18 protein-coding genes are annotated in these 26,040 nt (G+C 36.6%); 15 read left to right on the top strand and 3 right to left on the bottom strand.

Annotated elements, in window-relative coordinates:
• The 5 genes from COD11_RS26775 to manA all read left to right on the top strand — a co-directional run.
• On the top strand, positions 1–191 hold a 191-nt coding region (locus tag COD11_RS26775), incomplete at its 5' end, for a glycoside hydrolase family 2 protein (RefSeq protein WP_176551028.1).
• 334 nt (positions 192–525) lie between these two features.
• Entirely contained in the window at positions 526–1,905 is a 1,380-nt protein-coding gene (locus tag COD11_RS09370; protein WP_098796496.1) for a VWA domain-containing protein, read from the top strand.
• Between the two features lie 166 nt (positions 1,906–2,071).
• On the top strand, positions 2,072–3,997 hold the full coding sequence (locus tag COD11_RS09365) for a BglG family transcription antiterminator (RefSeq protein WP_231309177.1): 1,926 nt from the start codon (positions 2,072–2,074) through the stop codon (positions 3,995–3,997).
• Positions 3,998–4,135: 138 nt separating this feature from the next.
• On the top strand, positions 4,136–6,055 hold the full coding sequence (locus COD11_RS09360; protein WP_098796495.1) for a PTS fructose transporter subunit IIABC: 1,920 nt from the start codon (positions 4,136–4,138) through the stop codon (positions 6,053–6,055).
• Between the two features lie 27 nt (positions 6,056–6,082).
• Positions 6,083–7,039, top strand: a complete 957-nt coding sequence (manA, locus tag COD11_RS09355) for a mannose-6-phosphate isomerase, class I (RefSeq protein WP_098796494.1) — start codon at positions 6,083–6,085, stop codon at positions 7,037–7,039.
• 499 nt (positions 7,040–7,538) lie between these two features.
• On the opposite strand, the gene COD11_RS09350 is transcribed toward manA, so the two are convergent.
• The 3 genes from COD11_RS09350 to hxlA form a co-directional block, all read right to left on the bottom strand.
• Complete coding sequence (locus COD11_RS09350; protein WP_098796493.1) at positions 7,539–8,255, bottom strand: 3-ketoacyl-ACP reductase; 717 nt, start codon at positions 8,253–8,255, stop codon at positions 7,539–7,541.
• A gap of 77 nt (positions 8,256–8,332) precedes the next feature.
• Positions 8,333–8,890 carry a 6-phospho-3-hexuloisomerase gene (hxlB, locus tag COD11_RS09345; protein WP_098796492.1) on the bottom strand — a complete coding sequence of 186 codons (558 nt, stop codon included), beginning with the start codon at positions 8,888–8,890 and terminating at the stop codon, positions 8,333–8,335.
• 7 nt (positions 8,891–8,897) lie between these two features.
• On the bottom strand, positions 8,898–9,542 hold the full coding sequence (gene hxlA / locus COD11_RS09340; RefSeq protein WP_098796491.1) for a 3-hexulose-6-phosphate synthase: 645 nt from the start codon (positions 9,540–9,542) through the stop codon (positions 8,898–8,900).
• 216 nt (positions 9,543–9,758) lie between these two features.
• On the opposite strand from hxlA, the gene hxlR reads away from it, so the two are divergent.
• The 10 genes from hxlR (at position 9,759) to COD11_RS09290 (ending at position 25,984) form a co-directional block, all read left to right on the top strand.
• The gene (gene hxlR, locus COD11_RS09335; RefSeq protein ID WP_098796490.1) at positions 9,759–10,121 is read left to right on the top strand and encodes a transcriptional activator HxlR; all 363 of its coding nucleotides are present in this window, start codon (positions 9,759–9,761) and stop codon (positions 10,119–10,121) included.
• 157 nt (positions 10,122–10,278) lie between these two features.
• Positions 10,279–11,181: an acetamidase/formamidase family protein gene (locus COD11_RS09330; protein WP_098796489.1), complete on the top strand. Its 903-nt coding sequence runs from the start codon at positions 10,279–10,281 to the stop codon at positions 11,179–11,181.
• Between the two features lie 835 nt (positions 11,182–12,016).
• The gene (gene ilvA / locus COD11_RS09325) at positions 12,017–13,276 is read left to right on the top strand and encodes a threonine ammonia-lyase (RefSeq protein ID WP_098796488.1); all 1,260 of its coding nucleotides are present in this window, start codon (positions 12,017–12,019) and stop codon (positions 13,274–13,276) included.
• A 122-nt stretch (positions 13,277–13,398) separates the two neighbouring features.
• Complete coding sequence (locus COD11_RS09320) at positions 13,399–14,949, top strand: response regulator transcription factor (protein WP_255301576.1); 1,551 nt, start codon at positions 13,399–13,401, stop codon at positions 14,947–14,949.
• Between the two features lie 15 nt (positions 14,950–14,964).
• Entirely contained in the window at positions 14,965–16,737 is a 1,773-nt protein-coding gene (locus COD11_RS09315; RefSeq protein ID WP_098796487.1) for a sensor histidine kinase, read from the top strand.
• A gap of 229 nt (positions 16,738–16,966) precedes the next feature.
• Positions 16,967–18,259, top strand: coding sequence for an ABC transporter substrate-binding protein (locus COD11_RS09310; protein WP_098796486.1), 1,293 nt, complete (start codon positions 16,967–16,969; stop codon positions 18,257–18,259).
• Between the two features lie 127 nt (positions 18,260–18,386).
• The gene (locus COD11_RS09305) at positions 18,387–19,310 is read left to right on the top strand and encodes a carbohydrate ABC transporter permease (protein WP_098796485.1); all 924 of its coding nucleotides are present in this window, start codon (positions 18,387–18,389) and stop codon (positions 19,308–19,310) included.
• On the top strand, positions 19,303–20,121 hold the full coding sequence (locus tag COD11_RS09300; protein WP_442920017.1) for a carbohydrate ABC transporter permease: 819 nt from the start codon (positions 19,303–19,305) through the stop codon (positions 20,119–20,121). The genes COD11_RS09305 and COD11_RS09300 overlap by 8 nt, the downstream gene beginning before the upstream one ends.
• An 18-nt stretch (positions 20,122–20,139) precedes the next feature.
• Positions 20,140–23,187: a beta-galactosidase, LacZ type gene (gene lacZ / locus COD11_RS09295; protein WP_098796484.1), complete on the top strand. Its 3,048-nt coding sequence runs from the start codon at positions 20,140–20,142 to the stop codon at positions 23,185–23,187.
• A 568-nt stretch (positions 23,188–23,755) separates the two neighbouring features.
• Complete coding sequence (locus COD11_RS09290) at positions 23,756–25,984, top strand: alpha-galactosidase (RefSeq protein WP_098796483.1); 2,229 nt, start codon at positions 23,756–23,758, stop codon at positions 25,982–25,984.
• Positions 25,985–26,040 lie beyond the last annotated feature (56 nt).

The raw sequence follows: 26,040 nt of genomic DNA, 5'->3' as shown, positions 1-26,040 counted from the left end.
TAATCGGGACAAACCTCGGTGAATTGGATTTAGTATCTGTAGACTGCAAATTTAATGGTAATTATTTTGACTTATCAGCTGGAGAAATCAGGAAAATCGCTGTTAAAAAAGAAAGTTTAAGTGAACACCTTAGACTTGATTCTTTTAAAGTGCAGTTAACATTAAGGGGTGTTTACGACATTTCATCTTAACTTACTTACAAGCTCAATTAGGATAGACGGCTTACATATGAATTTAGCCGGTAATATGCTAATGGCTATCACTTGGGTTAAGCATGTTCGTTTAAAGTGATGAATTAGTTGAAGCACAGCCACAATCTCTTGGGAATTAAGAGGTTGTGGCTGTTTTCTGTTTTTTAAAAAAGCAAAATGAAGGAAATGATTTCTTAAGACCTAATCCTAATTACCTAAAAAATTATCTATCATACTTATTTCCTCTTTTTCTAAAGATAGGAAAATTCCACCGAAAAATACAGTAATATGTAATCATTGTTATTTTGTTACAGGGTGGAAGGAGAGAGAGTAAATGAAGAGGCTATTGATTGGTTTAGCGATATTATCGTTCATGCTGACAGCTTGTTCTTCTGGTGATGGTAGCCAGTCGGCACAAACAGATGCTGAACCAAAGGAAACAGAACAAAAAAATGACAGTGAAAAAGAAGAAACATATACACCTAAGGAAGCAAGCTATTATGAAATGGAAGATTTAGATCGTGAGCTAACAGACGTAGAAAAGGAAATGCTTCGAAAACCTGGAGTTTTTAGTGGTGAACAATATGATGAAGCGAAAGTGAAGGAAGCGCTCGATCAATTACCTGATAATCTCACAGAAGAGCAATATATGGAGGAGCTTTTATATTTATTTGCTGAAGATTATCATGAAGAAATGCAAACAATGCTTACTTTTGATTCAACGGTTGATGTTTCAATTGAACGTCCAGATGAAACTGTGGATAATCCTACTTTGAAAACAGCTCATTATGCTATTTTAGTAGATGCAAGTGGAAGTATGGCAGCAAAAGTGGGAGGTAAAACGAGAATGGATGCTGCAAAGGAAGCTGTTTTGGAATTTGCTAAGCAAGTACCGGAGAATGCAACCATTTCGTTACGTGTATACGGTCATGCAGGATCAAATAGTGAAGCTGATAAAAAAGCTTCGTGTAGTAGTTCTGGCAACTTATATAATGCCAGTTTTGATGAAAATGCCTTTCAAAAGGCACTAAGTCAGGTAAAGCCTGTTGGTTGGACACCGATTGCACTTGGGTTACAATCTGTAAAGTCTGATATCCCTGAAAATGCTGATGATGTAGTTGTATACGTTGTGAGTGATGGAATTGAAACATGTAATGGAGATCCAGTGCAAGAAGCTAAAAACCTAGTTTCAGCAGATATTCAAACAGTTGTTAATATTATTGGGTTCGATGTTGATAATGAAGGTCAAACTCTTTTAAAAGAAGTGGCAGCTGCAGGGAATGGTGAGTTCACATATGTTAATTCAGAGCAGGAACTGAAGAAATATATGAGGGCTCAGTATGAAGAAATCCAGAAAAAATGGCTGGAGTGGAAAGAAGCTGGTAAAGAGCAGGCATTCAAATTGAAGGAAGAAAAAAAGAAGCTAGCTTTTGACACAAAAGAGAGTATGAAAGAAAAGAGCATACGTGAGAAAGAGCGTTTGAAGGAAGCACAAGCTTATTTAAAAGAGAGATTCGATGATTATGATCACCCTGCATCAAAAATGTTTTCAACGATTGTAGATTATGGAAATGAAAAATGGCGTTATGCTGTGGATACAGGAAATAGACTGTATAGGGAAAGTGTAGATAGTGGAAATCAGGAATATCGTGAATATGTTGACGAAGGAAATGAAAAAATTAGAGAAACAATTGATAAGAAGAATGGAAACTAATAGATTCTTTTATTCTTAGCACATGTTCACTATAAGATCAAAGAGTTGCTTTTCATATTTTGAAGGCAACTCTTTTGGTTTTCATTTTTTTCCGAGTTTACGAATGATTGAATTATAGGTCGCAATAAGCTACACTACTGATTGAATATCTGAGCGAGGTGCAACCATGAACGTGAATGATCGACAAAAGGAATTACTAAGAACTTTATTAGTACAAAACGGACAAACTTTAAATATAGTAGATTTGTCAGGTCAATTAAGATGTTCGGAAAAAACGGTTCGTAATGACTTGAGCATAATCGAAGATCTTCTTGCTGAATACCCTAATACTTTTATAAAACGGCAACCAGGTATAGGGATTACACTTGAGACACAAGACCACGATATGTCTGAAATTTTTCAAAAGCTACTATCTACTGAACCGAAAACTCAGGAAGATCGTTTTATCGAAATGGCCTATCATTTATTGGTAAGTAATAAAGCTATTACATTGCAGGAACTATCTAAGAAGTATTATGTTCCCAAAGTAACCATAAAAAAAGAATTAGATACCATTGCTGATTGGCTTACAAACTATCAATTAGAGCTCATCTCTAAACCAAGACTAGGTAATATTGTTCAAGGATCTGAACTGCAAAAACGTAGTGCTTTGGCGCATTTAACAGAACTTCTTTCTTCCTTATCGGATCATAAAAATTACGTTCTTGAGCTTTTTTTACCCTATGAGATAGCAACCGTTAAAAATGCCCTAAATGAATTACAGCATAAATATTCGATTGCTTTTACCGATGCTGCGATGGAGAGTTTACTTGTTCATGCACTTATAATGATGAAAAGAACAAGGCAGAAATCTCCTGTAACTGTTCCTAATAAGGAAAAGGAGGCTGTATATTCTTACAAAGAATACAAATATGCGTTATCCTTTTTTGAACAATTAGAAGCTGTTTTTCGAATTAAATTTCCTGAAGATGAGCGAATCTACTTTACATGGCATTTGATTAGTGGGAAAAGAAAAAATGATATTATAGAGGATCCCTTTATTAAAAATGAACTTTTATTAAATATTATTTCTGACTTAACAACAAAGCTTAGTAGTATTACGTTATTTCCCTTTGAAAAGGATGAGATCTTAAAAAGTGGATTAATCGTCCATGTGCATTCGGTTATTAACCGAATTAAGTACGGCTTTCCTATTACAAATCCACTACTCCCGAATATCAAAAAAATGTATCCTTATTTATTTAATATGGTTTTGCTAGCTTTGAATGAAATAAAAGAAACCTATGAATTGGAAGTTCCTGAGGATGAGGCAGCTTACTTGGTTCTTCATTTTCAAGCTTCAATCGAGCGATTAAAAGAAAGTCGAGAGAAACAACGAAGAACATTAATTGTTTGTCATATGGGTGTTGGGATGTCTCATTTATTGCAGGCTAAAATTGAGCAACATTACCAGGATATACAAGTTTCTGCTTGTATTGGAAAAGCTGAATTACGTGATTATTTGCAGAATCATAAAGTTGATTTCATCATTTCTACAGTAGAGTTAGAAAAGGTGGATATTCCTTATATCACAATTTCTCCTTTATTAGAAGGAAAGGATAAGGACAAGCTAAATCAATTTTTAACTGAAATGGAAAATCACCAGCAAGCGGGAAGTAAAGAAAAAGTTCTAACACAATTAGTTAGAGGTGATTTAGTTCATTTACATGTGGATAAGGAACATCCTTTTCAAGTTATTGAAATGCTAGGAAATGTACTATATGAGAAAGGTTTCGTTCATAAAGAGTTTATACATAGTGCGCTTCTAAGAGAAAGAAAATCTACAACATCCATTGGTGGATCTATAGCTATTCCACATGGTAGTCCAACAATGGTTAATAGATCAGCTATAGCCATTGCTCTTCTAAAAGAGCCTTTAGATTGGGGAAGTGAACAAGTTTCCATCGTGTTCATGCTAGCCATTACAACTGGGGATCCAAAACTAAATCGCCATGCTGTTGGACAAATTGTAGGTTATAGTGAGACTCCGTCGCTTATCCAATCTCTAAAAGAATCAAAGAATGTAAAAGAGTTCTTGGAGAAGTTAAAATAAACAACTTTCTTTAATAAACTTCTGGTAATAATTTATTTTTACCGGAAGTTGTGGTAAAAACAAAAATCAATTCATGACTGAATTCCCATTACAATGAATGTAAGCAATTACAAAAAACATTCTTAGGAGGAAAGGTACATGAAGATCTTAGCTGTCACAGCATGCCCAGTCGGTATTGCTCATACATATATGGCTGCTGAAAATCTACAAAAAGCAGGCGAAGAATTAGGTGTTGATATTAAAGTTGAAACACAAGGATCAATTGGTGTTGAAAATGCCTTAACTGATCAAGATATTGCAGAAGCAGACGGAATTATTATTGCTGCTGATAAAGAGGTATCAAAGGATCGCTTTGTTGGTAAAAAAGTAATCGTTACAGGCGTACAGGATGGGATTCGTAAGCCAAAAGAATTAATTGAAAAAATTCAAAGTGGTGATGTGCCACTATACAGACCCGACTTAAAGTCTGCAGAAGAAATCAAGCAAAAGAGTAAGCAAAAAGAAAATCCGATTTATAAGCATTTAATGAACGGTGTATCGTATATGGTTCCATTCATCGTTGTAGGGGGACTGTTGATTGCATTAGCTTTAACTCTAGGTGGTCAACAAACACCAGGTGGAATTGTGATTCCTGAAGATTCCATTTGGAAGCAAATTGAAACACTTGGTGCAACATCATTTATGTTCATGATTCCAATATTAGCTGGTTTTATAGCTGTTAGTATAGCTGACCGTCCAGGTTTAGTTCCAGGTATGATTGGTGGGTATATTGCAGCGAATGGTAGCTTTTATGGAAGTGAAGCTGGTGCTGGTTTTATCGGAGGAATTATCGCAGGTTTCTTAGCAGGTTATCTTGCACTCGCTATTAAGAAAATCAAGGTTCCAAAAGCGGTACAGCCAGTTATGCCGATCATATTTATTCCGATCTTCTCATCTGTTATCGTTGGACTTTTATTTATTTTCGTGATCGGTGCCCCAGTGGCGCAAATCTTTGAAGGTTTAACATCAATGCTTGCTGGAATGCAAGGAGCTAGTTCTATTTTATTGGCAGTCATCCTTGGTGCGATGATTGCAGTTGATATGGGTGGACCATTTAATAAAGTAGCATTCTTATTCGGCTCTGCCATGATTGCTGAAGGAAACTATGAAATTATGGGACCAATTGCAGTAGCAATTTGTATTCCACCAATTGGGATGGGTCTTGCAACATTAATGAATAAGAAAAAATACCTTCCTAACGAAAGGGAAGCTGGTAAAGCATCATTTACAATGGGCCTTTTTGGTATTACAGAAGGGGCAATTCCTTTTGCAGCGCAAGATCCACTTCGTGTTATTCCTAGTATTGTTGCAGGTTCAGTTGTTGGATCTGTTATTGCGATGCTTGGTAATGTTGGTGACAAAGTAGCACACGGTGGTCCTATCGTTGCGGTTTTAGGAGCAGTAGATAATGTTGTAATGTTCTTTATCGCAGCCATTGTAGGTGTTCTTGTTACTGCATTTATGGTTAACTTTTTGAAAAAAGATGTAGAAAGTGCAACTAGTGGTAAGGGGAAAATGGAAAGTGCTCCAACACCACCTGAAAAAGCTGAGGAACTAGTAATAAAAAAATTGGTGGATATTACAAGTGAAGATTTAATTCATATAAATCTTGCTGGAACAACTCGTGATGATGTTATTGATGAATTAATCGAAACATTCAATTCACAAGGTATCTTAGATTCTAAGGAAGATTTTAAACAAGCAATTTTAAATCGTGAAGCTCAAAGCTCAACAGGTCTTGGAATGAATATTGCGATTCCACATGGTAAGTCAAATGCAGTAAAACGACCTGCTGTTGCTTTTGGAATCAAGCGTGAGGGTGTTGATTGGAGAAGCCTTGACGGTACGGACGCAAAACTTATTTTTATGATAGCTGTACCTGAAGAAAATGCTGGAGACGCACATCTGAAAATTTTACAAATGCTTTCTCGTAAGTTAATGGATGAAGAGTTTAGAAATCAACTATTAAAAGTAGCTTCTAAGAACGAAGCAATAGCGGTATTAGAAGAAATAAAATAAAGTAGAGTACCATATTGGAGGTAGTGTATGTATAAAGAGCCAATATTTTTAGAGCCTGTTTTTCAAGAAAGAATTTGGGGTGGCCAAAAGCTGCAAACTGAATTTGGGTATAAAATTCCCAATGAAAAAACTGGGGAAGCTTGGGTAATCTCTGCACATCCAAATGGTCCAAGTGTTATCAAGAATGGACCTTTAGCAGGAAAAACATTAGAGGAAGCTTGGGAAGAACACGGAGAGCTATTTAATAAAAATGCATCTAATAATGAAGAATATCCTTTGCTTGTTAAAATTTTAGATGCGAATGCAGATTTATCTGTTCAGGTTCATCCAGATGATCATTATGCACGAGAAGTAGAAGGTGTTCCTTATGGAAAAACAGAGTGCTGGTATGTTCTCAGTGCAGAGGAAGGTGCCGAGCTTGTTTTAGGACACCATGCAAAATCAAAAAAAGAGCTTGAAAAGATGCTTCAAAATCAAGAATGGGATTCATTTTTACGTCGTAAAAAAGTAAAAGCGGGTGATTTTGTTTATGTACCAAGTGGCACCATTCATGCAATCGGTAAAGGAATTGTCATTTTAGAAACACAGCAAAGCTCTGATATTACTTATCGCGTTTATGATTATGATCGCACTGATGCTAATGGTCAAAAGCGTGACCTACATTTAGATCGTTCAATAGAAGTGACGACAGTCCCTCACCAGGATTATGAAACAGCGCAAAGTGAAAGGATTGTAGGTGATCTTACCGAGAAGAAATTAGTAGAGGCCGAATATTTCACAGTCTATCATTGGAAGTTGAGTGGCGAGGCATCATTGACACTTCAGCATGATTTCTTACAGGTTAGTGTAACGGCAGGAAAAGGAACAATTACAGTAGATGATCATGTTTTCTTAATTGAAAAAGGAACACATTTTGTTCTTCCACATGGAGTTGGAGAATACCAGCTGTCTGGTGAAGCAGAGTTTGTTGTATCACACGTTTAATATGGGAAAGGCCAAATCATTTTGATTTGGCTTTTCATATTAAAAGACACCGCGGTTTCAACTATCTTACTTGGAGATGGTCTTCACTGGCGGAATGAAGACCACGGTTGCAGTAAATTTACTCGGAAATGGTCATCATGGGAGTAATGAAGACCAACGTGGCAGAAATTTTGCTTTGAAATGGTCATCATGAGAGTAATGAAGACCAACGTGGCAGATATTTTATTCGGAAATGGTCATCATGGGAGTAATGAAGACCATCATAGCAGAAAATTTGTTCGGAAATGGTCATCATGGGAGTAATGAAGACCAACGTGGCAGAAATTTTGCTTTGAAATGGTCATCATGAGAGTAATGAAGACAAACGTGGCAGTAAATTTACTTGGAAATGGCCTTCATGACCTTCAATATATTTTTCAAAAACGAATTAATTCCCAATAATATGTAAAGGATCTATTTCCATTTAGAAATAGATCCTTTTTCGTTTAACTTCCTATTTTTAAGGGTTAGTCGACCACAATCCCGCACCCTTAAGAACAACTCTTGGATTAAGCTTTAATCCAGCTACAAGTAGTTCTGCCAGATCTTCAGGCTGCATTACATTCTCTGGATTTCCACTTATTAAATTTGTTTCTACTGCTAAGTCTGTTGCAACAGTACTTGGTGTTAAAGCTGTTACACGAATGTTTTTCTTTCTTACTTCAAGCATGAGTGATTCTGTTAACCCTAACACAGCAAATTTAGATGCACTGTATGCACTTGTTACAGGAGCTCCTTTTTGGCCAGCTGTTGAAGAAATATTAACAATATCTCCGGAGTTTTTCTCAAGCATATCAGGTAACACAGCTCTTGTTACATTATAAACACCCATTAAATTAACTCGAATAATGTTTTCCCACTCTTCAGGAGATAAGTCAAGGAAGCCACCAAATTTAGCAATACCAGCATTGTTCACTAATATATCAATAGAACCTAGTTCCGATTTGATATGCTCTACAGCATGAGTAACTGCTTCAAGGTCAGAAACATCAGCTGTTGCAGCAGAAATTGTGATATCGTATTGCTCTAATTCAGTTGTAAGTTTTTCAAGATTTGACATAGTTAATCCGATTAATCCAAGATTAACTCCTTCTTTTGCTAAAGCAATGGCAGTTGCTCGTCCAATTCCTCTGCCTGCTCCTGTAATTACAGCATTTTTCCCTTTTAATGAAGTCATATCATCATTCCTTATACAAATTTTTATGTAGTCATACTGAAGACCGCAAGTAAAAGATTGCGGTCTTCACATACCTATTATTCAAGATTGGCATGTTTGCCATACATCTTATTTGTATCATACCCCTTTTTCTCCATGAACCTCAAGATAATAGCATCATAGAAAAGTAACAAAGTTTGTTCAAAAAGGGATCCCATAGGTTGAATCGTTTGATAATCGCCTTCAGATTGGTCTTTCGGCGATCCAGGCATTTTGATTGTAAAATCAGCTAATTGTCCAATTGTAGATTCTGGGATTATCGTGACAGCAGCAATTTTACCGCCTATGTTGTGGGCTTTTTCAGCCATCGAAACTAAGCTTTTCGTTTCTCCTGAGCCAGACCCGATGATTAAAATATCATCTTTTTCAAAATTAGGTGTGGTGGTTTCACCAGGAACATATGCATCAATTCCCATATGCATCATTCGCATTGCAAAGGATTTTCCCATGAATCCTGACCTACCAGCTCCTGCAACAAAAACCTTCTTGGCTCCTAAAATCCCATTAACCAATTTTTCAGCATCTTCATCTAAAATAAGGCTTGAAGATTGCTGAAGTTCATTTAGAATTTTAGTTAGATATTGGGTCGTTTGCATTCCTGCGTTACCCTACTGATACATTTTCTTTAATCATTTGTTGCATTTTTGCCGCTGCAGCCTTTTTATCTTCTTGACCAGTAATACCGCCACCAACAATAACAAGATCTGGTTGTACGTTAATTACTTCAGCAAGAGTATCTAATTTAATTCCGCCTGCGATAGCAGTTTTTGCGTTCTTTACAACACTTTTAATTGTTTGAAGATCTTCAAATGAATTTTTACCAACTGCTTGAAGGTCATAACCTGTGTGTACACAAATATAGTCAACGCCTAAAGCGTCTACTTCCTTTGCACGGCCAGCAAGATCTTTTACAGCAATCATATCAACAAGAATCTTTTTCCCTTGCTTTTTCGCTTCTTCAACCGCACCTTTAATTGACATATCTTCAGCTGCACCAAGAATTGTTACAATATCTGCTCCTGCTTCAGAAGCTTTCATCACTTCATAACCAGCTGCATCCATAATTTTAAGGTCAGCTAGAACCTTTAAGTTAGGGTATGCTGCTTTAACTTCCTTCACAGCACGAAGGCCCTCATTGATCACAACTGGTGTTCCAATTTCAACGATATCAATATGATCCTCAACTTCTTTTATCAATTCAATTGCTTCTGGGATATTGACTAAATCAAGTGCTAATTGTAATTCCATTTATATTCCCACTCCCTTATTTAAAATTAAGCTTACCGTACTAATGTTTCCAACGGTTTATGTAAATCTACCGGTAACTTCACCCATGATTCCATTAATAGCGGTACAACATTAGTGTAATATGTATATTAAACTTTATAAAGTACGCACTTTTTTCTTACATAGTGACAAAAAGTATACTATATGCTATTCTATGTAAAAATTGGAGGTGGTTAAGTGTCACGTATGAATGATAAGACGTTTAACTGTGAAAAAGAATTAACCCTTTCGGTTATCGGTGGTAAATGGAAAATGCTTATTTTATGGCACTTAGGCAAAGAGGGAACAAAGCGTTTTGGGGAGCTAAAAGCACTTATGCCAGGCATTACTCAAAGAATGCTTGTTAATCAATTACGCGAGTTAGAAGAAGACCTTATTGTAGAGAGAAAAGTGTACCCTGTTGTGCCTCCGAAGGTTGAATATTCATTGACAAAACAAGGAGAAACACTAATGCCAATTCTCGATTCTATGTACGAATGGGGAAAGAATTATATGAATAATGTTATTGATCCTGAAGATAAAAATGTATCGGTAAAATAACAATAAAACCCCAAGTGGCAGTGTACTACTACTTGGGGTTTTTACGTGAGAAAAGAACTTTTTCAGCATTTAGGAAGGAATCTCTGGAGGCTTTGTTTAAATTAAAGAGGAATAAACGGGCTTAGATCGAAAGAAGAAGGAAAGTAGGGAGGATATCATGTCTCACATTATTAACCGTTCACAGCCAATATATGCTTTTAGTAAAGAGCATGCTCCAATTTTGAATATGAAATCTGGAGAAACAGTGATCATTGAAACCTATGATTGCTTTGAAAACCAAATCACTTCAAATAATTCTACATATGAAAGTTTGGACTGGAGTAAGGTCAATCCCGCGACAGGTCCTGTTTATGTGGAAGGTGCAGAAGTGGGAGATGTTCTAGAAGTGACAATTGATGATATAAAATTAGAAGACCAAGGTGTGATGGCAGTTAGTCCAGGAATGGGCGTTTTAGGTGAAAAGATCACTAAATTTGAAGCTAAGCTTATTCCAATTGAAAACGGGAAAGCTATTTTTAATGAAAACATCCACATTCCATTAAATCCAATGATTGGTGTAATTGGAGTTGCTCCACAAGATGAACCAATCTCTTGCGGCACACCAGGCTCTCACGGTGGAAATATGGATAATAAAATGATTACAAAAGGAACAACCCTTTATTTCCCAGTGTTTCAACAAGGTGCGCTCTTTGCATTAGGAGATCTTCATGCTGCAATGGGCGATGGTGAGGTTTGTGTAACTGGTATTGAAATAGCTGGACAGGTTACTGTTACTATAAAGATGATTAAAGGAAAATCACTAAGTAATCCAGTTTTAGAAACAGAAGAATTTATCGGGACAATTGCATCAGCAAAAACAATTGATGAAGCAGTTAAGATGTCTGTAGAAGATATGGTTGAATTACTTCAGGATCAAACAAGCTTACCACTTAGTGAATTAACGATGCTATTAAGTGCTGTAGGACAAACTCAAATTTGTCAGGTCGTTGATCCACTAATGACAACGAGATTCTTAGTTCCAAAATGGGTTTTGGAAAAGAGCAATGTCTCCTTATTTTAATAAGGGGGTGTTGTTCTTTTTTGCATTCAGGTACAACCTATGATTCATTGATGAATTTATGAAGGATGTTCTTAAGTTGAAAGATGTTTACTTAGGTGAATATGTTTTCTTGAAAAAGTAGTTGTTTTTGTTAGTGTTAATTTTAGAATAAGAGCATTGGGAAACGCATTGTTCACTGGAATGGAAATAGCTAGTATGTATTTCCTGATTAGATCAGAAGCGAGACAAGATGAGGTAGAGAATTCGATAACCTGGGAATCGAGACAGGAATGAGGAAGAAGTGTGAAATCTTGTCCCAATAGTCGGGGAATCGAGACACACCGGAGAAAGAAAAGCGAAAATGTGTCTCGATACTAGAAGAATCGGGACAAGATCAAGCAAGAAAAGTGTAATTGTGTCCCAATAACTGGAGAATCGGGACACAGCAGCGGAAGAAGTGTGAAATCGTGTCCCGATAGCCGGGGAATCGAGACACACCAGGGTAAGAAAAGCGAAAATGTGTCTCGATACCAGGAGAATCGGGAAAAGATCAAGCAAGAAAAGCAAAATCATGTCCCGATAGCCAGAGGATCGAGACAAGACCGAGTAAGAAAAGCGAAATCATGTCTCGATAACCTTAGAATCGAGACATGATCAAGCAAGTAAAGCCAAACCATGTCCCAATACAGCTGCATGAAATACAGCAAAATATCCATATAAACAAATCAGATATTCCTCTCAATAACTAAACCACAACTAACCGACCCCTTAAACCAGAAAACTACTCTATAAAAAACATACTTCCCTCAACGAAAGAGCACCCTAGATGTAACAGTAAATATAGGAGGAGTTATGTTTGAACTTAAGTGATTTTTTCAATGCCAGGGAAAAGTTTAAAGGAATTGTTCACACCACTCCGTTAGATCATTCGAAAACTTTTAGTCATCTTGCACAAAATGATGTGTATTTAAAACTTGAGAATCTACAAAAAACAGGTTCCTTTAAAGTAAGGGGGTCTTATAATAAGCTTATTTCTCTTACAAAAGAAGAACTAAATAAAGGGGTCGTTGCAGCATCAGCTGGGAATCATGCTCAAGGTGTTGCGTATTCAAGTCAAATGCTTGGGATTCCTTGTACGATCGTAATGCCAAAGGGAGCGCCGTTAAGTAAAGTGCTAGCAACAAAGCAATATGGTGCAAAGGTCATTTTAGAAGGAGCTGTCTTTGATGAGGCTCTTGCTTATGCATTAGAATATTGTGATTCAATTGGAGGTACATTTATTCATGCTTTTGACGATGAAGAGGTTATCATCGGACAAGGAACAGTTGGAATTGAGATTATGGAACAGCTTCCAGACGTGGATGCCATTGTTTGCCCAGTTGGTGGGGGAGGGCTTATTGCGGGTGTTGCTAAGGCCGTGAAAGAAAGTAATCCAAATGTTTCAGTTTATGGTGTTCAAACTCTTGCCTGTCCAAGCATGAAGCAGTCACTTTTGGAAAAAAAACCGGTAATGGTTGAAGCGACCCCAACAATGGCAGATGGAATTGCTGTTAAAAAACCAGGACTGAAGACGTTTGATATTATTAAAGAGTATGTTGATGATATTGTTTGTGTGGATGAAATGGAAATTGCACGTACAATGCTAATGGTTTTAGAGAGAAGTAAACTGTTAGTCGAAGGCTCTGGTGCTAGTTCGTTAGCAGCACTTCTTTATCAAAAACTTGGATTGAAGGATAAAAAAGTAATAGCGGTATTAAGTGGTGGAAATGTGGATGTTAATTTTATTGCGAGAATTATTGAGCGGGGGTTAGTTGAATCAGGTAGGTATGCTCATTTTTCCATAACGCTAAAAGATAAACCAGGTGAGCTTCAGAAAGTATTAAGCGAGATAACCGATTTAAATGCAAATGTTCAATATGTTAATCTCCAGCATATAGGAAAACATATTTATCCAGGATTTGCTCAGCTCGAAATGTCAGTTGAAACAAAAAACCATAATCATATTGAAGAGCTTCATAAGGTGTTAAAAGATAAAGGCTATAATGTTCAGATGGATGAAACACTTTTCGATCAGTATCCTGCGGGATTTGGAACACCTTTAGAGTACCGTGTATGATTGTTTAGCCCCCAAACAAACGGGGGCTTTTTGACAAACCGATGTTAATAAAATTATTCAAGTGTATAATGAAAGAAAAAGATAAAATATTCGTTAAGTCTACAAAGCCTGGGGGGATTTTGTTGAGATCTAGTGAAGGTTGTAGAGTGGTCATTGTGGATGATGAACAGTTAATCAGGCAAGGAATTAAGCACTATATGCAGTGGGAGCAGGAAGGGTTTCAAATTGTAGGAGAAGCTTCCAATGGTCAGGAGGCTCTTGAATTAATTGAAAAAACGAAGCCCCATATTGTGTTAACAGATATTGTGATGCCGATTATGGATGGTGAGGAATTAACTCGAATTGTTAAGAGCAAGTATCCACATATAGAAATGATTATATTAAGTAGTTACGGAGACTTCGATTATGTGAGATCTACTTTTCAAAATGGAGCAGTTGACTATATTTTAAAGCCAAAGCTTGATACAGAATCATTGCTTACCGTATTAAAAACTGCGGCGAGCCGAATTCCCTCTTTACAAGGAGAAAAAGAAGAATCAACTGTTGAAGTAAATATTGGGCATATCATCGAAAAATTCATCTCAGGTTATGATACTCAATATGACGAAAATATCATTTTAGAGGCTTTTCCTTATTCAAGTTTCATTCTAGCTGCAATTGATTATAGGTTGATAGAAGGGAAGAGTGTCGATTATATCAAAACAATAAATTCTGAAATGGAAGTGCTTTTCACATCACATAGAAACGAAGTGAAGCTTGAAATCTTCAAAATAGAAGAAGATGTAAGCGTATTCCTGATTAATGGTCATGAAGACTATTTAAGTAAAATTGGAGAACTTGCTCCAAATAGATTGGCACGTCATTCTCAGCTTTCCGTACTTATTTCAGAGCCTTTTACAAGCTTTTCACAAATTTGGTTGAAATACAATGAAGTGATTAAGAAAATGCTGCAATATCGGTTTTATTTTCCGGAAGCTACTTTGGTAAGAGAGGAGCATCTTCAAAAGGAAGCACCTAAGATTGCTTCCTTTAACCTTGATAAATTTACAAATGACTTTAAACATGAACGCTTTGATTTGGCATTTTCTTATTTAGAGGAACATGTAACAGAATTATCATCTAGCTTTACGACAGATATCTTTGAATACAAATCATTTTTCGGAAATGTTATTTTTACGATTTCGGTTTTATTAAGCAATTTAGATTTTGATGTAAAAAATTTAGAAAATGAAAAGTTTAGTTTTTTTAATAAAATTGATGAAGCAAAGTCAGCAAGAGAAGCTGTTGATCTGCTTCAATTCTTTATTAAAATGGCAAAAGAGGTTATTTCTGCAAAGAAAACTCAATCTGGATCCAATATTCAACTGATCCTAGATTATATCGAAGAACATTATGCGGAACCACTTAGTTTGACTGACGTTGCGAATACATTTCATTTCAATCCTTCTTATCTATCAAGCTATTTTACGACGCACAATAAAGAAGGATTTAATGAGCATTTAAATAAAATTCGTATTGAGGAAGCCGTGAAACTATTACTGAATACATCAACTCCGATCTCTGAGATTAGTGGACTTGTAGGGTATTCCGATCATAGTTATTTTTGCAAGGTGTTTAAGAAACAGAAGGGTCTGTCACCTAGTCAATATCGTAGAAATCAAAAATTGAAATAAGTGATGTGATTCAGTATGAAGGTTTTTCAAAAGTATTTTAAACATAACGGATTATTTGTCATTATGTTTATGATATCTGTTATCAGTATTATAAGTGTTTCGATTATTATAACGTGGACAACGTTTCGGATGTCTGAGCAGTTTTTCATTGATAAATTTAGCATTACAAATGCAAAGGTAATGGATCAAATTAAGGATAGCTTTGAATCGTATAACTATTCAATTGTTCTAGCCTCAAATAATATTTTGCAAAGTGGAACAATTAGAAGAATTATGACGGAAGAGCAATCAAATCGTCAGAAAATGAATTCATTTTATCAAATGAGTGAGCAAATGAAGCGAATTAAATCAAATGTGGATGCCTATGAAACGGAAATTATTGTTACTGGTATAAATGGGATGAGCTATGCAACGAATCGTCCTTATTGGATGATTTCTGATGAAGAGTTGAAAACACATAACATAACAGCTGTTTCATTACAAAATCCCAAAAGGCTGATTTATCAACATGATCAACGATTAAAAGAAACGGATAACAAAGAAGATAAGCAATACATTATCGCGACGAAGCCACTAATGGAAAGGATTTCAGGAACAATATATGGAATGATGTATTTTCCTATTCATGAAAGTGAATTTAGGAAATTTTATAACAACTATACAAGCACAGGTAATGATGTGTATGTTCTTGATAAAACCGGCATGATTATTTCAAGTAATCAAACTGATATTATTGGCCAAAAAGCAGAGGAGCTTTTGCGATATGTAAAGGAAAATGAGGGTAAAAGTGAAAACTATATTGTGAAAGAGTTTATGGGGACAGATTCTATTATCTTTTGGGAATACATTCCCTCCCTTGATATGTATTTATTTAATTTATTGGATCAAAAAACAGCGGTCGGAGATTTGATTAATAAAAAGCAAATTGCGATTATTATATTTTGTATCGTTGTCCTTGCTCTTATTATTGTGTTTTTCATTTCAAGAAGAATGACAAATTCACTTTCAACATTAGTTAAGCAAATTTCTGACGCATCTAAATATGATTTTGATCAATATGTTTCGGTGAGCGGAACATATGAAACAAGGCAGATTGGCAGGGCATTTAATATGATGTTAGATGAATTGCAGGATTATTTAGAGAAGCTTGTACTTTATCAAAAGCAAAAGCGTAACGCTGAACTAGCAGCATTACAACAGCAAATTAATCCGCATTTTCTTTATAACACACTCACTTCTATTAAATTCATGATTCAGCAGGGGGGGAAGGGTGAAGCAGAGGAAACAATAAACTCCCTCATATCCTTACTTCAAAATACCGTTGGCAATGTATGTGAAACGATTACTGTTGAGCAGGAAATAAATAATCTGAAAAACTATGTTCTTATTAATCAAAAACGCTATGGAGACAGAATTAAAGTGAATTACTTAGTTTCACCTGATTGCTTGCAGCATCGAATTCCAAAGCTTATTTTACAGCCATTTATAGAAAATTCATTTTTTCATGGTTTTAATAGCAAAACAACAGGCTTTATTAATGTGATGGTTTGGCAGGAGAGGGATACACTTATTTGTGAGGTAATGGATAACGGAGATGGCATGGAGATTTCAACGAATAAGCTGCCGGCTACCAAAAGTAAGAAGCAGCATTTCACTGGAATTGGTGTGAAAAATGTTCATGAACGAATTCAAATTTTATATGGTCATCAATATGGTGTAACGATATCAAGCGAAGTTGGACAAGGGACAAGAATAAAATTGACACTTCCAATCGAAACCATTTCATGATGTAGCATAAGTTAAGAAAAATATCCTTACTACTACCTCAATCACCTAAAAAAATGACTAAAATCAAAAAAAAATACAATTCCACATGTTTTGTAAGTGGATACATTCTATAAAAAAATCACAAATTTATAAAAATATAGTCCTAAAGAAAAAGAGAATAAAGATGCTAACATGATAGGTGTAAGGGAGAGATAACGCTTACAAAAACAAAAAACATGGGGGTATTTTTATGAAAAAGCTACTCGTTTTAATGATGGCTTGCATGATGATCTTGGCTGCATGTTCTTCTGGATCAAAAGAAACAGTAGATTCAGAGTCAAGTGAATCATCAGGTTCAAACGAAATCACAATTTGGGCATGGGATCCTAACTTTAATATTAAAGCTTTGAATATTGCAAAAGAGTATTATCAAAAAGAAAATCCTGATGTTGAAATCAAGATTGTTGAAAATGCTCAAGCTGATATTATTCAAAAATTAAATACAAGCTTAAGCTCTGGTACAACAAAGGGATTACCAAATATCGTGTTAATTGAAGATTATCGTGCGCAAAGCTTTCTTCAGGCATATCCAGATTCTTTTCACGAAATTACTGGATCGTTCAATACCGAAGATTTTGCGTCTTATAAACTAGCACCAACAAGTCTTGATGATAAAAACTATGGTTTACCATTTGATACTGGTGTAACAGGTTTATATGTAAGAACAGACTACTTAGAACAAGCTGGTTACACAGTTGATGATTTAAAAGGAATTGACTGGAACGAATATATTGAAATTGGGAAAAAGGTTAAGGAAGCAACTGGAAAGAACATGATTACGCTTGATCCAAATGATCAAGGGATTATCCGTATGATGATGCAATCTGCTGGTGCTTGGTATTTGAAAGAAGATGGTGTAACACCATTTATTGCTGGAAATGAAGCACTTAAAAAGTCATTTGAAATGTACAAAGCAATGCTTGACGCTGATATTGTGAAACCAAACTCTGATTGGAGTCAATTCTTAGCGGCATTTAATAGTGGTGAAGTAGCATCTGTTCCGACTGGAAACTGGATCACTCCTTCTGTTAAAGCTGAAGCATCTCAATCAGGCAAATGGGCAGTTGTACCACAACCAAAGCTTCCTGATGTTGAATCAGTGAATGCTTCGAACTTAGGTGGAAGCTCATGGTATGTGTTAAATGTTGATGGGAAAGAAGATGCTACTGATTTCTTAGCAAAAACATTTGGTTCAAATGTTGATTTTTATCAAGATTTAGTAACAGAGATTGGAGCAATTGGAACATACATTCCTGCATCAAATGGAGAAGCATATAAAGCAGCTGATGAGTTCTTTGCGGGTCAAACGATTATTTCTGACTTCTCAACTTGGTTAGAAGAAATTCCACAAGTGAATTATGGATTACACACATATGCCATTGACGACATCTTAATTGTTGAAATGCAAAACTACCTTAACGGTAAGGATATTGATCAAGTGCTTGAGGACGCTCAACAGCAAGCTGATGCACAATTACAGTAATAATCCTGCCAACTTTTCCTCACATCTGAAGTGAGGAACGAAGCCTTGAAATTTTAATCTGCTAGAGATGCAGAGGAGATTTTCAAGGCTTCAATTCTATTGATTAAGTTAAGGAGTTGACTTTGAAATGATATCAGCAAAACCAAGTACAAACACATCCGTTTCCTATTCAACCAAGAAGCGGTTTAATAAAACAACCCTCATCGGTTGGTCTTTTATCACATTAGCTTCTGTATTAATCTGCATTTTTTACTTTTATCCAATGGTTCATGCGTTAATCATGTCTTTCCAATCAGGATCAGGGACGAATTTGAAATTTACAGGGCTTGATAACTATGCACGATTATTAAAAGATCCGACGTTTATTACAGCCGTAAAAAATACCGTTATATACCTAATTATTCAAGTGCCGGTCATGATATTTCTAGCTCTATTTTTATCAGTGCTATTAAATGATAAAAATTTAAAGTTTAAAGGATTTTTCCGTACCGCGATTTTTTTACCATGTGTAACATCGCTTGTAGCTTATTCAGTTATTTTTAAGTATTTATTTAGTGTCGATGGCATTATTAACATGATGTTAATGAAGCTTTCCTTTGTTTCAGAGCCCATTCAATGGCTAACAGATCCTTTCTGGGCAAAAATCACAATAGTAATTGCGATTACTTGGCGTTGGACTGGATATAATATGATTTTTTATTTATCATCACTGCAAAACATTGATTCTTCCATCTATGAAGCGGCAAAAATTGATGGAGCATCTCCCATTCAACAATTTTTTAAGATTACAATCCCAATGTTAAAGCCAATTATTCTTTTTACATCGATTACTTCAACAATCGGAACTTTGCAGCTATTTGATGAGGTTATGAATATTACAAAAGGTGGTCCTGGTAATGCAACAATGACAATCTCTCAATATATTTATAATCTTTCGTTTAAATATACGCCAGACTTTGGTTATGCAGCGACCGTGTCGTATGCGATTGTCATTATGATTGTGATTTTCTCGATTATTCAGTTTAAAGTGGCAGGTGATCGAAATGCTTAAGAAAGTATTTAGTTACGGAGTTTTAATTGTTGCGACGATTGTATCGGTTTTTCCGTTTTTATGGATGGTTGTTTCGGCAACAAATAAGTCAGTTGATGTGACGCAAGGAAGATTATTGCCAGGTGCACATTTTGTGGAGAATTTTAAAAATCTATTAGCTACAGTCGATATTGTTCCTGCTTTGATTAATTCTGCTAAGGTATCAATTTCAACAACAATTCTATCGCTATTAATTGCGTCACTAGCAGGGTATGGATTTGAGATTTTTAAAAGTAAATCAAAAGATGTTGTGTTTAATATTTTACTTCTATCTATGATGATTCCATTCGCTGCGTTAATGGTTCCGTTATTCCGTATGTTTGGTACGATTTCACAAACAGCCCCTTTTTTAGGGATTGATACATTAACAGCTGCGGTATTACCAACACTTACAACTGCTTTCTTAATCTTTTTCTTTCGTCAAAGTACGAAAATGTTTCCAAAGGATATTCTTGAAGCAGGTCGAATTGATGGATTAAGTGAGTTAGGTGTATTTTTTAGAATTTATGTCCCAACAATGAAAACAACGTACGCAGCAGCAGCGATTATTACGTTTATGGCGAGCTGGAATAACTATTTATGGCCTCTTGTTGTGTTGCAATCTCCTGAAAAGCAAACGATTCCATTGCTTATCTCAACATTAGGCTCAAGCTATGCCCCAGATTTTGGCGTTATTATGACAGCGATTGTTATTGCAACATTGCCTGCTGCGCTTATATTCTTCATCATGCAAAAGCACTTTGTTGCAGGTATGATGGGATCAGTAAAATAAAGAGAGAGGAAGTTGGAAATGAGGACGAATCCAGATATAAATTGGTTAACAGATGTAAATACGTTTGCCGTAAATCGACTACCGGCACACTCTAGTCATGTGTATTACGAAACAATGGAAGAGGCGAAGGGGTCTGTTCCAATGGCGATGAGAAAAAGTTTAAATGGAAATTGGAAGTTTCATTATGCGATCAATCCAAGCACACGTCCTGAACGGTTCTATCATGCTAATTTTGACTGTAGGAGCTGGAGTGATATTAAGGTTCCAGGTCATATTCAATTACAAGGCTATGGTAAACCGCAATATGTTAATACGATGTACCCTTGGGACGGAATCAATGAGATACGCCCACCTGAAATTCCGATGGATAAAAATGCAGTTGGAAGCTATGTTAAGACTTTTCATGTACCTGACAATATGAAAGGAAGCCCTGTTTTTATCTCGTTTCAAGGTGTTGAATCTGCTTTTTATGTTTGGCTAAATGGCGATTTTATCGGATACAGCGAAGACAGCTTTACACCTGCTGAGTTTGAATTAACTCCTTTTTTACAGGAAGGGGAAAATAAGCTTGCGGTTGAGGTGTACCAAAGAAGTACAGGAAGCTGGCTTGAGGATCAGGATTTCTGGCGGTTTTCGGGAATTTTCCGTGAGGTCTACTTGTACACTGTGCCGAAAATGCATGTATATGATGCCTATGTTCATGCAGATCTTGATGAAACCTATACAAAGGGAACGCTGAAGGTTGATCTTCAATTAAGTTCACCTGCTGCTGCTGGTTCAAAGGTTTTCGCTGAATTAGTGGATAAAAAGGGAGAATTTGTTGGATCAACTAGTGTTGATTTAAATGGAGAAAAACTGACGTTTACGATGAATGTTGAGTCACCAGAATTGTGGAGTGCAGAAAATCCTTATTTGTATAAGCTTTATATTCAACTTATTGATGAAACAGGAGAGATCGTTGAAGTTGTTCCGCAAAAGCTTGGCTTTAGACGATTTGAACTTGTTGATAAAGTGATGAAGCTAAATGGTAAGCGTATTGTTTTTAAAGGAGTAAACCGCCATGAGTTTCATCATCGAACAGGACGTGCTATTACAAAGGAAGATATGCTTTGGGATATAAAAACATTAAAGCAAAATAACATCAATGCAGTCCGCACATCACATTATCCAAACCAAAGCTACTGGTATGAATTATGTGATGAATATGGTGTTTACGTGATTGATGAAATGAACTTGGAAACACATGGTTCATGGCAAAAGATGGGTGCTGTTGAACCTTCCTGGAATATCCCGGGAAATAAACCAGAATGGCAGGACATTGTGTTAGATCGGGCAATATCAATGTTCCAACGAGATAAAAATCATCCTTCTATCCTTATCTGGTCATGTGGAAATGAGTCATATGCAGGTGAAGTGATTCTGAATGTAACGAAATACTTTAAATCTGTTGATTCTAGTAGACTCGTTCACTATGAAGGTGTGTTCTACGACCGTACTTACAATGATACTAGTGACATGGAAAGCCGCATGTATGCAAAGCCGGCAGATATCGAGGAGTATTTAACAAACAACCCAGAAAAACCGTATATAAGCTGCGAATATATGCATGCGATGGGAAATTCTTTAGGCGGTATGAATTACTACACAGAATTAGAGGATAAATACCCGATGTATCAAGGTGGATTCATTTGGGATTATATGGACCAATCTCTTGTCCAAAAAGATCGTTATGGAAATGAGTTTTTAGCTTATGGCGGAGACTTTGGAGACCGCCCAACAGATTACGGCTTCTGTACGAATGGAATTGTTTATGCTGATAGAAAGCTTTCTCCTAAGATGCAGGAAGTTAAATTTTTATATCAAAATATTAAGCTTGAAGCAGATGAAACAGGTGTAACGATTAAGAATAAGAATGTGTTTAAAGATACCTCAGATTATTTGTTAAAGTACACTCTTTTTCTTGAGGGGGAGAAGGTGTGTGAAAAAACAGATGAGGTGAACGTATTACCGCAAAGTGAACAGCGATTGAATATTGCTTGGTGTGATGAGAATCTTGTGAACAAATTTGGTGAGTATTATGTTCAAGTTGCTTTTCTATTAAAAGAAAAAACAGATTGGGCAGAAGCGGGGCACGAGGTGGCATTCGGGAAATATGTTTTTGATAAAAAAGGTGATGATACCCTTCCGACCCAATCTGATGAGACTGTTAGATTGGTAGAAGGTGACGTTAACATCGGTGTTCATGGTAGAGATTTTAGCATCATTTTCTCAAAGCAAGTTGGGAGCTTAGTGTCTATTACTTATTCAGGTAAAGAAATGATTGCCTTCCCCCCTGCACCATTATTCTGGCGGGCAACCACAGACAATGATAGAGGGTATGCTCAAGCTTTTGTTTCAGGCTGCTGGTTATCGGCAAGTATGGCACGGAGATGTACAAAGGTTGAGCTATCAACTCATGAAAATACCGTTGTGGTCGCATTTACTTATAAGTTTTCCATTCATACAGATATTGAAGTAAACACGATTTATACGGTAAGTCCTAATGGAAGCATTCATGTAAAGTCATCGTACAAAGGAGTAGAAGGGTTACCACAGATGCCGATCTTTGCCTTATCCTTTAAGGTTCCAGCTCGCTATGATCACTTAGAATGGTATGCAATGGGACCGGAAGAAAACTATTCCGATCGAGCTCAAGGGGCAAGACTTGGTGTGTTTAAGAACACAGTAAAAGATAATATGGCTGCGTATTTGAAACCACAAGAATCTGGAAATCGTACAGGAGTCAGAAGAGTTCGGATAACAAATGAGGATGGCGAAGGACTGATGATCGCCGCAAAGGACACTCCAATTGAGTGCAATGTCTCACCGTATACAGCTTTTGAGCTTGAAAATGCACAGCATCATTATGAACTACCTAATGTACATTACACTGTGATCACCGTTGCCGGGAAGCAAATGGGTGTTGGTGGAGATGATAGCTGGGGTGCTCCTGTCCATGAGGAACATGTGATAAAAGCAAATAGAGATATGGAATTTGAATTTGTGATTCAGCGTGAAGGGATTTAACAGGGGTGAGCTTGAAATTCTTTTCAAGCTCACTTCGGTTTCGAAATAGGTGGGATTGGGACAGGAACCGGTAGATAGAATAGGCTACAGTCTCGATACAGGTAGAATCGGGACATAAACCGGTAGAAAGATCAGACTACAGTCTCGATACAGGCAGAATCGGGACATAAACCGTCGGCTAGAACAGGCTACTGTCCCGATACAAGTAGAATCGGGACATAAACCGGTAGAAAGATCAGACTACAGTCTCGATACAGGCAGAATCGGGACAGAAACTGGTGGAAAGATCAAGCCATAGTCTCGATACAGGCAGAATCGGGACAGAAACTGGTGGAAAGATCAAGCCACAGTCTCGATACAGGCAGAATCGGGACAGAAACTGGTGGAAAGATCAAGCCACAGTCTTGATACAGGCAGAATCGGGACAGAACCCGTTGGAAAGATCAGAATACTGTCTCGAACTAGGCAAAACCAAAACCGGGACAGAAACTGTTCCCGAGACCAAAATCCATTCCCGATAACAAAGGTAATCAACCAATGAAAGACTGTCAATCAGAGGAGTTGAAACATGTACATTCATATAAACGATCAACTGCAACAATTTCACTTAACAAATGGTCAAATTAGTTATATTTTTCAAGTGTTAAAGAATGGTAGTCTTGGGCAGCTTTATTTTGGAAAGGCCCTTCGTCATCGTGAGGATTTTTCACATTTTCAGCGAAATGATCTTCCTACAGCCGCAAGCTGTCATTTTTATCAAGATGACCCAGCTTTTTCTCTTGAAACAACACGTCAAGAGTTTCCGGTACCAGGTAAAGGGGATTTTCGTGAGGCTGCGATTGAGGTTGTTGATTCTGAAGGCAGACTTGGAAATTTATTTGCATACCAAGGATATGAGATAGTAAAAGGAAAGCCAAAATTAACAGGACTACCTGCTACATATGCTGGAGAAGAAGAAGCTACGACACTTATTGTGACACTAGAAGATCACCAGGTAAGCGCAAGTCTTCAATTATTTTATACCGTTTTTCATCATTTGCCGGTTATTACCCGCACTGTAAAAATTGAGAATATAGGAGAACATACACTTTCATTAAATAAGCTCATGAGTTCATCTATTGATCTTCCAGACTCAGACTTTAAAATGGTGCATCTATCTGGAACATGGTCTAGAGAAAGACATATAAAAGAAAGAGAACTTGTACAAGGCATATCTTCCATCTCTAGCATTAGAGGCGCTAGCTCACACCATGATAACCCTTTTATTGCCTTAAAACGAGAAAATACAACAGAGCATCATAATGAAGTGTATGGATTTAATTTTGTGTATAGCAGTAATTTTCTAGCGCAGGTTCAGGTTGATCATTATGAAACATCAAGAGTGATGATGGGGATTCATCCACATCAATTTCAGTGGAATCTGAAGGAGAATGAAAGCTTTCAAGCGCCAGAAGTAGTGATCGCTTACTCTCATAAAGGGTTAAACGGGATGAGTCAGGCTTTTCATCAATTATATCGTCAGCATTTAATTCGTGATCCATGGAAAAAAGAAGAAAGACCTGTTTTAATCAATAACTGGGAAGCAACTTATTTTGATTTTAATGAAGAAAAGCTAGTGAATATTGCGAAAAGTGCTAAAGATTTAGGGATTGAGTTATTTGTTTTAGATGATGGTTGGTTTGGCAAACGAAATGATGATACATCATCACTTGGTGATTGGTTTGAAGATGAAGACAAACTTCCGAATGGCTTGGAATCATTAGCGAGCAAACTAAAGGAATTGGATCTGAAGTTTGGTTTATGGTTTGAGCCGGAAATGATAAATCCGGTAAGTCAGCTGTATAAGGAGCATCCTGATTGGATTGTTGGAAGACCTGGGGAGCACCTTGTCTTCGGAAGAAATCAACTTGTGTTGGATTTTTCAAGATCTGAAGTAGTGAACTATTTATATGAAAAAATGGCGGGTATCATCCGCAAAACAAAGCTTTCTTATATTAAATGGGATATGAATCGAAATATAACAGATGCCTACTCATCTGCCCATAACCAAGAACAACAGGGGGAATTTTTTCATCGCTATATTTTAGGTGTTTATGATTTATATGAAAAACTAACATCTGAATTTCCTGATGTTTTATTCGAATCTTGTGCTGGTGGTGGAAGCAGATTTGACCCAGGTATGCTTTATTACGCTCCACAAGCTTGGACAAGTGATGATACCGATGCAGTGGAACGTCTTAAAATTCAATACGGAACATCACTTGCCTATCCTATTTATAGTATGGGTTCACACGTTTCAGCTGTTCCAAATCATCAAACATTGAGAAAAACACCAATCGAAACAAGAGCAAATACTGCCTATTTTGGTACATTTGGTTATGAGTTAAATCCACTAGAGCTAAAAGAGGAAGAGCGCGAAATCATCAAAACTCAAGTGCAATTTTACAAAAGTCACCGTAAACTTATTCGAGATGGAGAATTTTATCGTCTTCAAAGTCCTTTTGAAGAAAACGAAACAGCATGGATGATTGTTTCAAAAGATAGAAAGGAAGTGTTGGTTGGATGGTATAAAGTCCTTGCGACTGCGAATCCAAAGAAGCAGCAGGTGCTGCTTTTAAAAGGACTTGATGTTAACTTGTTGTATGAAGTGAATGGAGAAAAAGCCTATTATGGTGATGAACTAGTTTATCGAGGTTTACCTTTGCCTGTTGAATTTAATGGAGTAAACGGAAAATTGGCTGAACGAGGCGGAGATTATCAGTCAGTAGTGTTTTATTTAAATGGAAGGGAGAAATAAACGTAATAAGTGACCCTTCCACACAGAATAAACAAGGAAGCAGAAAGAAGAAGTTC

The organism is Bacillus sp. AFS040349 (genome assembly GCF_002577655.1).
Taxonomy (GTDB): Bacteria; Bacillota; Bacilli; order Bacillales; family Bacillaceae; genus Metabacillus.
The sequence above is the reverse complement of the archived record's forward strand: the minus strand, read 5'-3'. Positions and strand labels throughout refer to the sequence as shown.

Excerpts from the sequence above, each read along its gene's own strand:
- COD11_RS09370 (WP_098796496.1), top strand. The coding sequence starts at position 526 with ATGAAGAGGCTATTGATTGGTTTAGCGATATTATCGTTCATGCTGACA.
- COD11_RS09365 (WP_231309177.1), top strand. The coding sequence starts at position 2,072 with ATGAACGTGAATGATCGACAAAAGGAATTACTAAGAACTTTATTAGTA.
- COD11_RS09360 (WP_098796495.1), top strand. The coding sequence starts at position 4,136 with ATGAAGATCTTAGCTGTCACAGCATGCCCAGTCGGTATTGCTCATACA.
- manA (WP_098796494.1), top strand. The coding sequence starts at position 6,083 with ATGTATAAAGAGCCAATATTTTTAGAGCCTGTTTTTCAAGAAAGAATT.
- COD11_RS09350 (WP_098796493.1), bottom strand. The coding sequence starts at position 8,255 with ATGACTTCATTAAAAGGGAAAAATGCTGTAATTACAGGAGCAGGCAGA.
- hxlB (WP_098796492.1), bottom strand. The coding sequence starts at position 8,890 with ATGCAAACGACCCAATATCTAACTAAAATTCTAAATGAACTTCAGCAA.
- hxlA (WP_098796491.1), bottom strand. The coding sequence starts at position 9,542 with ATGGAATTACAATTAGCACTTGATTTAGTCAATATCCCAGAAGCAATT.
- COD11_RS09330 (WP_098796489.1), top strand. The coding sequence starts at position 10,279 with ATGTCTCACATTATTAACCGTTCACAGCCAATATATGCTTTTAGTAAA.
- COD11_RS09315 (WP_098796487.1), top strand. The coding sequence starts at position 14,965 with ATGAAGGTTTTTCAAAAGTATTTTAAACATAACGGATTATTTGTCATT.
- COD11_RS09310 (WP_098796486.1), top strand. The coding sequence starts at position 16,967 with ATGAAAAAGCTACTCGTTTTAATGATGGCTTGCATGATGATCTTGGCT.
- COD11_RS09305 (WP_098796485.1), top strand. The coding sequence starts at position 18,387 with ATGATATCAGCAAAACCAAGTACAAACACATCCGTTTCCTATTCAACC.
- COD11_RS09300 (WP_442920017.1), top strand. The coding sequence starts at position 19,303 with ATGCTTAAGAAAGTATTTAGTTACGGAGTTTTAATTGTTGCGACGATT.
- lacZ (WP_098796484.1), top strand. The coding sequence starts at position 20,140 with ATGAGGACGAATCCAGATATAAATTGGTTAACAGATGTAAATACGTTT.
- COD11_RS09290 (WP_098796483.1), top strand. The coding sequence starts at position 23,756 with ATGTACATTCATATAAACGATCAACTGCAACAATTTCACTTAACAAAT.